Raw genomic sequence first — 12,777 nt, 5'->3', positions numbered from 1 at the left:
AGTGAGTTTTAAAAGAAGGAGCAAACGCATGAAAAGAAGCGATAGGTACTCAAACTCAAATGAACATTTTGAGCATATGAAACACGAACCTCACTATAATACGTATTATCAACCAGTTGGCAAACCGCCGAAAAAGAAAAAAAGTAAACGAATACTATTAAAAATATTATTAACCATTCTAATCATTATCGCATTGTTTATTGGTATCATGTATTTTTTATCTACACGCGATAATGTGGATGAACTAAGAAAAATTGAAAATAAAAGTAGTTTTGTGTCAGCTGATAACATGCCAGAGTATGTTAAAGGTGCCTTTATTTCAATGGAAGATGAACGATTCTACAATCATCATGGATTCGATTTGAAAGGTACAACTAGAGCTTTATTTTCAACGATTAGCGACAGAGATGTGCAAGGTGGTAGTACCATTACACAACAAGTTGTCAAAAATTATTTTTATGATAATGATCGTTCATTTACTAGAAAAGTAAAAGAATTATTTGTAGCTCATCGAGTTGAAAAACAATATAATAAGAACGAAATTTTAAGCTTTTATTTAAATAATATTTACTTTGGGGATAATCAATATACGCTTGAGGGCGCAGCAAACCATTACTTTGGAACAACCGTGAATAAAAATAGTACAACAATGTCTCACATAACAGTTTTACAAAGCGCTATTTTAGCTAGTAAAGTCAATGCACCTAGCGTATATAATATCAATAATATGTCAGAGAATTTTACGCAACGTGTAAGCACGAACTTAGAAAAAATGAAGCAACAAAATTATATCAATGAAACACAATATCAACAGGCTATGTCACAATTAAATCGTTAAATACTTGCATTCATGTGTAAGATGCTTGGAACTATAATGTAGAAGGTTTAATTGAAATGTCATAATGATAAAGTTGAATTGTTTCTGCTTTATAAATTTTACAGATTTGCTTGTAATCACACTTTCATTTTAAAAGATGATAGTGTGATTTTTTGTTAGCATCGAAAAATATTTAAAGTTAAACATTTGCTATAGGAAGTGGCTTATTGAATAATAAAAGAGTATTGTATTAAAACTTAAGAAAGTAACGGGGTGATCCAGTGCCGAAGATTACTAAAATAGAAGTTCAAAAGAAAAACAAAGAACGGTTTAATCTTTTTTTAGACGAACAATTTGAAATGGGTATAGATATTGATACATTAGTCAAATTTAATTTAAAAAAAGGGCAACAACTTGAAGCTGCTGACATGGCAGAGATTCAAAAGTATGATCATTATCGCATAGGTTTAAATAAAGCAATCCAATATTTATCATATAAAAAGAGAACTGAAAAAGAAGTTATACAATATTTACAAAAAGAAGAGATATCAGAGCAAGCGATTTCTGAAGTGATTGAATATTGTTATCGCGAAAAGTTAATCGACCATCAAGATTATGCGGAAAGTTTAAAAAATACAATGATTCGCACGACAGATAAAGGACCTAAAATTTATCAACAAAAACTATATCAACTTGGTATAGAACCAAATATCATTGAAATATTTACAGAACTTTATAGAGAACAACAGGAACTTGATGATATTATCCAAATTGCTGAAAAAATATCTAAAACAAAAAAAGGGCCACAAAATAAAGTTAAAGAAAAAGTAATGCAATCTTTAATTCAAAAAGGGTTTGAAATGGAAACCATTCATGCTGTATTGAATGAAATGGATTTTACACAAGATGAAGCGGTTTTAGACGATTTATTACAACGAGATTTAGAAAAAATTTATAATAAAAATCGAAAGAAGTACACGCAACAGAAATTAATTTCAAAAACTATCGAAGGCCTTATGAGAAAAGGATATAAATATGATAAAATTAAAGCTAAATTAGAAGAAAGTGGTATTGCCGATGGAACAGAAGAAATTGAGTGAGATGTCTGAGCCAGAATTAAGACACGAAATACAACTTTATAAAGAGAAAATGAGAAAAGCTGAGATGAATGGTATTTTAAATGAATATGACGTTTATCAAAGTAAAGTAATTGTTGCCGAAAGTTACTTAGTAGACAGAAAAAAGATAGAAATTGGTAAAATTTATAAACTGACTGATGGCAGTAATCAATATTTTAAAGTAGAAAGATTAAAAGGTATTTTTGCGTGGGGGTTTAGATTTAATAGCGATGAACCCGAAGAAGGATTACCTATAGCGTTATTACAATTATAGAAGGATGAAAATAGATGGGAAGTTCAATTGTTTTAAAGTTACTAAAAGTAACACACTACTATAGGAATAAACAGAATAAGAAATGGTATTTACCTTTTGGATATGATGCTGAAGATATCGATTTAAACAATATTAGTTTACATATTTATCAAGGAGAAGCATTAGGTATAATTGGTGAACCTGAATCTTCCAAAGCGTTGGTAGGTCAATTGTTGGCAGGTGCAATTAAACCTGATAAAGGTAAAGTAGTTTGTACTGAAGATTTGTTCTACGGATATATTGAAGATCAATCGTTAATTCATCAAACTGTTGAAGCTTATACAGCGCAGTTAGTTCAACTATTTCCATATGAAATTAATGATCATAAAGCTGAACAGATTATTCAATATGCACATTTAGGTGATTATAAAACGAAGCCGGTTAACCATATTTCGAAAGCGGCATACGCTCAATTACTATTAAGTATTGCACGCTCATCAAAATCAAATATTATTATTTTAAATCATGTTATTGACTATTTAACACCACAATTTATGGAACGTGCGATTGAATTAACAAATGATTATATTGAAAATAATTTAACGATTGTGTCAATTGGTGATGATATTGATAAAATTTCACAAGTGAGTAACTACATAGCTTGGTTTTCACATGGTCAATTAAGAATGGAAGGGTCACTTAAACAAGTTATTCCATCTTTTAAAGAACATGAACGTGATCGATTAAGTCTAAACTCAAAAGAAGAAATTGAAAACTTTGATTTAGATTGGAAAAAGAATCGTACAAGAATACCAGAGATGACCTATAATTTCAAACGTGTTGAGCGCTATAATCATGCAAAACCGCCTAAGTTTTTAGTGCGTTTTTGGACTTTAGCCTCAGGTACTATTTTAGGCTTAGCATTGATGATGTTGCTCATTTTCAATAATATAGGAATTATTTCGATAACAGATTTTACGAATCGTGCTACGATGCAAAATGAAAATAAAGATCCATATGGCGAAAAGTTAGCTTATGGAATTGCTTTTAATGGCAGTGTGGATATGCAAGGGGATAAACAAGTCACAATTCCAAAATATAGTGTAGTTACAATTACTGGCGAAAATAGTAAAAATTATCGTGTTACCGCCGATAATAAGACTTACTATGTTAGTAAAGATAAATTAGAATATTTTAACCCGGCAGGTTTATATCAAACGCATAGTTTTAAAAAATTAGCACCATATATGAAATCAAATTATAGTAATTACTATGCATACTTTAATAGTCAATTACATAAAAAGCATAGTTCAGTTATAAAAACTTTAGTTCCTGATGATGATAACCGTTTCGTTGCATCCGTTACACAACAACCGATACAATTACTTTTCAATGATAATAATCAGTTATACGGTTTTGTTTATCCAATTGTAGATAAAAAAGAATTAAAAGATAAGTTTAATATTAACAATAACATTTGGATTACTAAAGTTGGGAATGGATATTGTATTGCCAATTTGAAAGAAGACAAATGGATTTATATTGAATTGTAGGTGTAAAGATGCTAGATAATATTATTTTATATTTTAAAAACTTACCGCATACTAAAAGGTATGTAACAGAACGTTTAAAACAAAGTTGGAAAAGTTTTCTAATCGTATTAGCTGCATGTTTAATACTTATTATTGCAAGTGAAACGCTATTTTCCTTTAGTCATTTGACCGATGTTAAAGAGGTGAGATGGTTATTTAGAATCATTGTATTGATTGTTTTTGCGGTAGTGATGTTCACAATTTATATCTCTTATCATCATTATATGAATGACTTTTTAGTTACTAAGTTATTTAATATTTCCGCAGCGACGCCAGTAGTTATTATGTCTATTTTAAGTTTTATTATGCTAGTCATTTTGACGATGATTAGTGCATTGGTTAAACCAGTAAACTTCGAAACATCATATATAGCGCTATTCTATTTTATTGTGATGGCAACTATTTTTGTAGGATTAATATCCGTTACTTTTGGTCTTATTCGACTGTTAACTGAAAAAATAAATATCATATTTTATGGGGTTTGTGTATTGTGTTTCTTATTGTTACCAATTATTTTCATACCAAATCCAAATCATGTATTTATCAATCACATCCTAATGCTAAATCCAATGTATTACATTGTTAATGGTATAGCACAATCTATCATATTTGGTATATCAAGTATGGAAAACATTCCATATCATTTTTACTTTATTTTATTCTTATGTTTAATAGCTGCAGTAAATTTCGTATTAGCAAGGTATACGACACACGCAATTTATAATAAAACATCTAAAGTGACACAAACTGATAATCAACAGGATGTTTCAAATGATAGTACAGACGAGGCGGATACTTCTTCATGATGTTTAGCTGACCTGTTGTGTAAATTAATCTGTGAGAATCAGAAACAATTAGAATATCATCTAGATATTGTTTTCCTATACTGATTTTGATATTTCGAGTCATTAAAGGTAGTTTGTTAGCAACAATATAAATTTTAGATTTTGTAAAAGCATTCATAGTTTTACATTAAAAAACCGGACAGAGTAAAAATCGTTTTGATTTTCATTCTGCCCGGTTGTTCATTTTTTATAGATTAACTTTAGTGAATAATAACTTGAAATTATTTAGCATACAGTTTACGTTGTAACTTATCTTCTGTAAATACCCAGCCAATATAAGAGTGGTCTATGACATTATCGTTTGTTACATGTGCAATTGCCACAAATGAATAATGATCATTTTTTAAATAACGCAAATCAATCAAACGAATTTCAGTAGAACCATCTGCTAACGTTGTTGTTTGCCAACGATAGATTGATGAAAAGTTTAAAAAAGTACGTATATCTTTATTACCTTTGACTTTCCATAAAATGGAGTCTGTTGATAATGTTTGACGTTCCACTTTATCACTAAACACCACATTCCTACCATATGCTTTTCCAACATAGTCATGTGCATCAGTTTGTATCGCGACACGCCATTCCATAAATTTTATTGTTGGCGCAACAAATACTTTAACAGGGTGATGCTCTTGTTGAATTGCTTTTAAAGCTTGTTGCTTAATTACGGCTCTCATTTTAAAACGAATCATGTAATAAATGATTAGTAAAGCGATTATAGGAAAGAAGACTGCAAATGGATGCAAGCCTATAACCCATAATACAATACCAATACAAAGAACTGTGAAAATAATAGGGTCAAATGTGTTAATCACACTTAATTGAATCCATTTGTTTGTGATAGGTCTAAGCGCTTGTGTACCATAAGAATTGAATATATCTACAAAGACATGTAAAAATACTGCGAGCTGAGCCCACATCCATACATGAAATGGGTTGGTTCCACTAAAGAACGTGAATATTAAAAATGTAATTAAAATTGGCCATAGTATTGTGAAAGGGATGGAATGCGTGATACCTCTATGATGCGAAATATATGTTGCATTGTCCTTTAATTTAAGAACAGTATCCCCATCAGGAATTAATGAACCAACGATAAGGGTTGTAGCTGTTGCACCAAACGTAGAAGCCATTGCTGGATCTTGAGTTGCAAGTGCTGTAAGGCCCACCCCAATTGCGATATGTGTTGCAGTGTCCATATCAGTTCACTCATTTCATAATATTATATATACTATTATAATCCAATTTCGCAAATAACTAAATTAACTTACATACTAACCATGATTTTAATGTACAATAAAAACATTATGAGTAAAGACAATTAATTTTGGTGAGGAAAGGGTTTTATAAATGTATCAGCAGTCTAGTTTTAAAGAAAATTTGATACACTGGTTTGATGAAAATCAAAGAGAAATGCCATGGCGACAAACGACCAATCCGTACTATATTTGGTTAAGTGAGGTCATGTTACAACAGACACAAGTTAAAACAGTTATTGACTATTATCATCGTTTTGTTGAACGATTTCCAACTGTGGAAGTTTTGAGTCAAGCTTCGGAAGATGAAGTGTTAAAGTATTGGGAAGGCTTAGGATATTATAGTAGAGCTCGAAATTTTCATACGGCGATTAAAGAAGTTCATGATAAATATGAAGGCTTAGTTCCCAAAGATCCTGATCAATTTAAAGCGTTAAAAGGTGTTGGCCCATACACACAAGCTGCAGTAATGAGCATTGCATATAATGTACCACTAGCAACTGTAGACGGAAATGTTTTTCGAGTATGGTCTAGATTGAATGATGACTATCGAGATATTAAATTACAATCGACGAGGAAATCGTACGAACAAGAATTATTACCGTATGTTACTACAGAAGCTGGAACGTTTAATCAAGCTATGATGGAATTAGGGGCGTTAATTTGTACACCAAAAAATCCATTATGCTTATTTTGTCCAGTTCAAGAAAACTGTGAGGCATTTGATAAAGGTACATTTGAAAAGTTACCTGTTAAATCTAAAAATGTAAGTAAAAAAGTAATTGAGCAATCCGTCTTTTTAATTAGAAATAATCAAGGTCAATATCTGTTGCAAAAGCGTAGCGAAAAATTATTGCATGGTATGTGGCAATTTCCTATGTTTGAAAGTGAGCATGCTAGACGTAAAATGACTGAAAAAATCGGTCATGACATTCAACCAGTAGAAACACCTATTTTTGAGTTGAAGCATCAATTTACTCATTTAACATGGAAGATTAAAGTATACGCCGTTTCAGGAGCAATTAACATTGAAACATTACCAGATGACATGATTTGGTTTGATTTAAGTGATCGAGATCAATATACATTCCCTGTACCTATGTCAAAGATTTATCAATTTATAAATGGGTAACATTCGATGATTGGTAATATTATCGGAAAACATAGTGACATTAATTTTAAAAAGTATAAATGATATCTTTAAATCTCATAGAATAACAATGTCAAAAAGTTAAAGTGTTGATATATAAAAGTGATGATTTTATATACTTTAAATGGGACATGTAAATCTCTGTTGTAGTACTTAGCAATATTACCGAGTTTAATTATTAAGTAGTAAAATCTTATTTCGTAAAAATATGTATTTATATAATACTATTTCTGAAATATGCTATAATTTATAATGGTTAAATTAACAGAAGGTGGTGTGGAGTATGGTCAGAGAATCCATACCTAAAGAAGGGGAAAACATTAAAATTCAGAGTTATAAACATGATGGTAAGATTCATCGCGTTTGGTCTGAAACAACAATATTAAAGGGTACTGATCATGTTGTCATTGGTGGAAATGATCATACGTTAGTGACTGAAAGTGACGGAAGAACTTGGATAACACGTGAACCGGCAATTGTTTACTTTCACTCAGAATATTGGTTTAATGTTATCTGCATGTTTAGAGAAGATGGAATTTATTACTATTGCAATTTGTCATCACCATTTGTTTGTGATGAAGAGGCATTAAAATATATAGACTATGATTTAGATATTAAAGTATATCCAAACGGAAAGTATCATTTATTAGATGAAGATGAATATGAGCAACATATGAATCAAATGAATTATCCGCATGATATTGATATTATTTTAAGACGCAACGTGGACATTCTTCAACAATGGATAGAACAGAAGAAGGGCCCATTCGCGCCAGATTTTATCAAAGTTTGGAAAGAACGTTACAAAAAAATTAGACAGTATTAAGCAAATAAAGTGTAAATACTGATTAAATCATTTATATTGACTTAGTGATGTAAAGAAGTATGATAACTTTTGCTGTCGTGTGGGGACACAGTATCCATAGATTAAATTGAATAGAATATAACATACGAATAAGACAACGTATTTAATCACATGAATATGACAGAGGTTGAGATATCTTAATTTTAAAAATGTAAATTGTAAGAAGAATTTACATCTACAAATTATGTATCCAACCTCTATTCATTTTTATGCTTATGAATAGGATAGGGCAATAGATTAGGGGGGATTGTATGATTAAACGATATTTGCAATTTGTTAAGCCATACAAATATCGTATTTTTGCAACGATTATTGTTGGGATAATTAAGTTTGGTATACCAATGCTTATACCACTATTAATTAAATATGCAATAGATGGCGTGATTAATAACCACGCACTAACGACTGATGAAAAAGTTCATCATTTAACTATTGCCATTGGTATCGCATTATTTATTTTTGTAATAGTGAGACCACCAATTGAATTTATACGTCAATATTTGGCGCAATGGACAAGTAATAAAATATTGTATGATATACGTAAAAAGTTATACAACCATTTACAAGCTTTAAGTGCGAGATTTTATGCTAATAATCAAGTAGGTCAAGTAATATCTAGAGTGATTAATGATGTTGAACAAACAAAAGATTTCATTTTAACCGGGTTAATGAATATTTGGTTAGATTGTATAACAATTATTATTGCACTATCCATAATGTTCTTTTTAGATGTGAAATTGACTTTAGCAGCACTGTTTATCTTCCCATTTTACATTTTAACGGTGTACGTTTTCTTTGGAAGATTAAGAAAATTGACACGTGAAAGATCTCAAGCATTAGCTGAGGTTCAAGGATTCTTGCATGAACGTGTTCAAGGTATTTCAGTCGTTAAAAGTTTTGCGATTGAAGACAATGAAGCGAAAAACTTTGATAAAAAGAATACTAATTTCCTAACACGTGCGTTGAAACATACAAGATGGAATGCCTATTCCTTTGCCGCAATTAATACAGTTACAGATATTGGACCAATTATTGTCATCGGTGTTGGTGCATATCTTGCTATTTCTGGATCAATCACAGTAGGTACACTTGCAGCATTTGTTGGATACTTAGAGTTATTGTTCGGGCCTTTACGTCGTTTAGTCGCATCATTTACAACTTTAACGCAAAGTTTTGCTTCAATGGACCGTGTATTCCAATTAATTGATGAAGATTATGACATCAAAAATGGTGTTGGTGCTCAACCTATTGAAATTAAACAAGGTCGTATTGATATTGATCATGTTAGTTTTCAATATAACGATAACGAAGCTCCAATTTTAAAAGATATTAATTTGAGTATTGAAAAAGGAGAAACAGTTGCTTTCGTAGGTATGAGTGGTGGTGGTAAATCAACATTAATTAACTTAATACCGAGATTTTACGATGTAACTTCTGGGCAAATTTTAATAGATGGTCACAACATTAAAGATTTTTTAACGGGAAGTTTAAGAAATCAAATAGGATTGGTGCAACAGGATAATATTTTATTCTCTGATACAGTTAAGGAAAATATTTTACTTGGTCGTCCAACAGCAACAGATGAAGAAGTAGTTGAAGCGGCGAAAATGGCTAATGCACATGACTTTATTATGAACTTGCCACAGGGATATGACACTGAAGTAGGTGAACGAGGTGTTAAATTATCAGGTGGTCAAAAACAAAGATTATCGATTGCTAGAATATTTTTAAATAATCCGCCAATTCTTATCTTGGATGAAGCAACAAGTGCACTTGATTTAGAAAGTGAATCCATTATTCAAGAAGCATTAGATGTGTTGAGTAAAGATCGAACGACACTTATCGTAGCGCATCGCTTGTCCACTATTACACATGCTGACAAAATTGTCGTAATTGAAAATGGACATATTGTTGAAACAGGTACGCATCGTGAATTGATTGCAAAACAAGGTGCTTACGAGCATTTATATAGCATTCAAAACTTATAAAGTATTAGTTGTTTGACTTCAGTACAATCTTGAAGAGAAAATTTGTAACAGGATGGTGGGGTCATAACATAGAAAAAGCAGTAAGAGATTTTCTTAATTGAAAATAATCTTACTGCTTTTTTAAATTTAATTTCGAGATTCAATATTAGTTTATCTCATTGTGGCATTAATTGATAAAATTGTTTTAATGTTATAAATCAAAGTCTTCTTCAACAATTTCAATGTCTGCATCAGATCTATGATATGTGAAAAAGCTAATTCTTATGCGGTCTAAATGCTCTAAATGGTGTCGATACTCTTCGATGGCTGCAACAATTTGCATAACATTGGCAAACGAATATTCCGTTTGATAAGGATGATTTATTAACTCATGCTGAAATGTGGACAATAAATCTTTTTTCTGCGGATTATCTAACTCATAATCAACATGTGTCACATTATAACGTGCTTTTTTAGAAAGGCTAGCTAAAATTTGCTCGTGAAAAGCAGTTAATGAATCTAAATCTAATTTGATTTGTAATAGGAAATTGTTATTAAGTAAATATAAGTCGTTTTGATAACGCGACAATTTGTTTAATACTTCATAAGCTTGTCTAGTCGTCTGAACTACTTCTCTGAAAAGTATTTTCTTTCTATTCTGTTGGTGAATATGTTTTTTTGTAATAGGACGTTCTTCGCTATAGTAATCATAAATTTTCTCTAACTTTTCGACACGTTGTTTTAAATTATGACTATCTTGTTTAATATTATTAAACTCCGTCGTATCATTTAATACTAATTTAAACCACATAAAAATATCTGAGGATATATTTAATGAATTATAGTAAATTTTTGTTTCAAATTTAGGTGGTAGAAACACAAAGTTAACTAGAGATGAACTTATGACACCAATCATTACAAGTACAAACCTGTAAAAGGCGGTAATATAGAAAGAACCGGTATGTTGTCCCATAATGATTAATGCTGTTACACTCGCCAAAGTAGCAACATGTGCTAAATTAAATTTAAATAAAATAGCAATAAGTACTATGACGGTAACACCCATAATGATAAAATTATCACTAAAAATTGTTACCATTGTAACAGATAGTATGGCACCTATAATGTTACCCAATGCTTGATCAGAAACTGTTTTAAATGAACGATAAATACTAGGTTGCATTGCAACAACAGCACTGACACCAGCTAAGGCTTTCAGACCAACATCATCCGGTAGTAAAGAAGCGATAGACATAGCTAAAATAATGGCTATACCAGTTTTAAAAATCCGAGCTCCTAGTCTCAAAAATAATGACGCCCCTTTTAAGTTTATTGAATATCTAATATTCGTATTCATTACTGTTATACACTTACTAGTTACAAAATTCAAGCTTATTTATAGTTGTTAAAATAAATCATACATAATACTGATAGCGATGTAAAACTTTAGTCAGAGATTAAAATAGTATAAATTTGTAAAATAAAAACTCACATAGTGACATATCAAGTTAAACGTTAATAGTTAACGATATAAAATGAATCTACTATGTGAGCATTTGCTTTATTTTAATTCAATTAAAAATATACTTCCTTAAAAGTTATTTCATTTGACTAAAAGCATAGTCTGCAGCTTTTAAAGTTTGTTTAATATCTTCTTCTGTATGTTCAGTTGTTAAGAACCAAGCTTCAAACTTAGAAGGTGCTAAATTGATACCTTGATTTAACATTAATTTGAAAAATTTACCGAACGCTTCGCCGTCAGAATGTTCAACTTGATCATAATGTGTGACTTTTTCATCTGTAAAGTACAATGTTAAAGATCCATAAATACGATTAATTGTAGCTGTGATATTATGTTTTTCGATTAATTTAAGTAAACCTTCTTCTAGTTGTTGGCCTAAGCTGTCTAATTTTTCATAAACACCGTCTTGTTCTAGTACTTCGAGTAATGCAATACCTGCTTTCATAGATAACGGGTTACCAGCCATTGTACCAGCTTGATATGCAGGTCCTAGAGGTGCTACTTGTTCCATAATATCTTGACGTCCACCATAGCCTCCAATTGGTAAACCACCGCCAACAATTTTACCAAATGCAGTTAAATCAGGGATAACACCTAATAAATCTTGAGCGGCACCGTAATGGAAACGGAATGCAGTAATTACTTCATCATAAATCACTAGGGTCCCATTGTTATGTGAAATTTCATTAACCTCTTCTAAAAATCCAGGTTGAGGCATTACCATTCCAAAGTTACCAACAATTGGTTCTACTAATACTGCGGCAATTTCATCACCCCAAAATTCAATTGCTTCTTTATAGGCGTTAATATCATTGAAAGGTACAGTAATGACTTCACGTGCGACGCTTTCTGGAACACCAGCTGAGTCTGGAGAACCGAGCTGAGATGGGCCGCTACCTGCTGCAACCAATACTAAATCAGAATGGCCATGATAAGATCCAGCAAATTTTATAATTTTATTTCTTTTAGTATATGCACGTGCAACACGAATTGTTGTCATGACTGCTTCTGTTCCAGAATTTACAAAGCGAATTTTCTCAAGAGATGGAATTGCATCACGTAATTTTTTGCTGAATTCAATTTCTAATTCAGTCGGTGTACCAAATAAAACACCTTTAGCAGCTTGTTCTTGAATTGCTTTAGTAATATGAGGATGTGCATGCCCCGTAATAATTGGACCGTATGCTTGAAGGTAATCAATAAATTTATTGCCATCGACATCATATAAATATGCACCGTGTCCTTCTTTCATAACAACAGGTGCACCGCCTCCTACAGCTTTATAAGAACGAGAAGGGGAATTGACACCGCCTAGAATATATTCGTTTGAAAGTTGTTGTAAACGTTCACTTTCACTAAAATTCATTTATATCAACCTCTTTTAATTTAATA

12 protein-coding genes are annotated in these 12,777 nt (G+C 31.3%); 9 read left to right on the top strand and 3 right to left on the bottom strand.

Translation table 11 applies throughout. The features are described 5' to 3' along the window. Positions 1 to 28 precede the first annotated feature (28 nt). The 5 genes from sgtB to AA076_RS09760 all read left to right on the top strand — a co-directional run bounded on the left by sgtB (position 29) and on the right by AA076_RS09760 (position 4,586). Positions 29 to 838 (top strand): monofunctional peptidoglycan glycosyltransferase SgtB, encoded by an 810-nt coding sequence (gene sgtB, locus AA076_RS09780; RefSeq protein ID WP_000830380.1) that lies wholly within the window; start codon positions 29 to 31, stop codon positions 836 to 838. 260 nt (positions 839 to 1,098) lie between these two features. Next, positions 1,099 to 1,917: a recombination regulator RecX gene (gene recX, locus AA076_RS09775; RefSeq protein ID WP_001124419.1), complete on the top strand. Its 819-nt coding sequence runs from the start codon at positions 1,099 to 1,101 to the stop codon at positions 1,915 to 1,917. Next, positions 1,895 to 2,209, top strand: a complete 315-nt coding sequence (locus AA076_RS09770) for a YfhH family protein (protein ID WP_000435806.1) — start codon at positions 1,895 to 1,897, stop codon at positions 2,207 to 2,209. The genes recX and AA076_RS09770 overlap by 23 nt, the downstream gene beginning before the upstream one ends. A 14-nt stretch (positions 2,210 to 2,223) precedes the next feature. Beyond that, entirely contained in the window at positions 2,224 to 3,741 is a 1,518-nt protein-coding gene (locus AA076_RS09765; protein ID WP_000535834.1) for an ABC transporter ATP-binding protein, read from the top strand. An 8-nt stretch (positions 3,742 to 3,749) separates the two neighbouring features. Further along, a complete protein-coding gene (locus AA076_RS09760; protein WP_000886468.1) occupies positions 3,750 to 4,586 on the top strand; it encodes a membrane protein in 837 nt (278 codons plus the stop codon). A gap of 260 nt (positions 4,587 to 4,846) precedes the next feature. Here AA076_RS09760 and AA076_RS09750 read toward each other — a convergent pair whose 3' ends face one another. Next, a complete protein-coding gene (locus tag AA076_RS09750; RefSeq protein ID WP_000379098.1) occupies positions 4,847 to 5,824 on the bottom strand; it encodes a metal-dependent hydrolase in 978 nt (325 codons plus the stop codon). Positions 5,825 to 5,975: 151 nt separating this feature from the next. Between AA076_RS09750 and mutY the strand changes: the two genes are divergently transcribed. The 4 genes from mutY (at position 5,976) to AA076_RS15270 (ending at position 9,985) form a co-directional block, all read left to right on the top strand. After that, a complete protein-coding gene (gene mutY / locus AA076_RS09745; RefSeq protein WP_000284752.1) occupies positions 5,976 to 7,013 on the top strand; it encodes an A/G-specific adenine glycosylase in 1,038 nt (345 codons plus the stop codon). A gap of 301 nt (positions 7,014 to 7,314) precedes the next feature. Then, entirely contained in the window at positions 7,315 to 7,857 is a 543-nt protein-coding gene (gene ntdP, locus AA076_RS09740) for a nucleoside tri-diphosphate phosphatase (protein ID WP_000251253.1), read from the top strand. A gap of 290 nt (positions 7,858 to 8,147) precedes the next feature. Continuing rightward, positions 8,148 to 9,884 (top strand): SAV1866 family putative multidrug efflux ABC transporter, encoded by a 1,737-nt coding sequence (locus tag AA076_RS09735; protein WP_000597238.1) that lies wholly within the window; start codon positions 8,148 to 8,150, stop codon positions 9,882 to 9,884. Between the two features lie 8 nt (positions 9,885 to 9,892). After that, positions 9,893 to 9,985, top strand: a complete 93-nt coding sequence (locus AA076_RS15270) for a hypothetical protein (RefSeq protein ID WP_001791878.1) — start codon at positions 9,893 to 9,895, stop codon at positions 9,983 to 9,985. An 89-nt stretch (positions 9,986 to 10,074) separates the two neighbouring features. On the opposite strand, the gene AA076_RS09725 is transcribed toward AA076_RS15270, so the two are convergent. Together AA076_RS09725 and AA076_RS09720 are read right to left on the bottom strand one after the other, a co-directional pair. Further along, positions 10,075 to 11,169: an FUSC family protein gene (locus tag AA076_RS09725; RefSeq protein WP_001236371.1), complete on the bottom strand. Its 1,095-nt coding sequence runs from the start codon at positions 11,167 to 11,169 to the stop codon at positions 10,075 to 10,077. A gap of 292 nt (positions 11,170 to 11,461) precedes the next feature. Beyond that, positions 11,462 to 12,751 carry a glutamate-1-semialdehyde 2,1-aminomutase gene (locus AA076_RS09720; protein WP_001011598.1) on the bottom strand — a complete coding sequence of 430 codons (1,290 nt, stop codon included), beginning with the start codon at positions 12,749 to 12,751 and terminating at the stop codon, positions 11,462 to 11,464. Positions 12,752 to 12,777 lie beyond the last annotated feature (26 nt).

The organism is Staphylococcus aureus, from assembly GCF_001027105.1.
Classification (GTDB): Bacteria; Bacillota; Bacilli; order Staphylococcales; family Staphylococcaceae; genus Staphylococcus; species Staphylococcus aureus.
The sequence above is the reverse complement of the archived record's forward strand: the minus strand, read 5'-3'. Positions and strand labels throughout refer to the sequence as shown.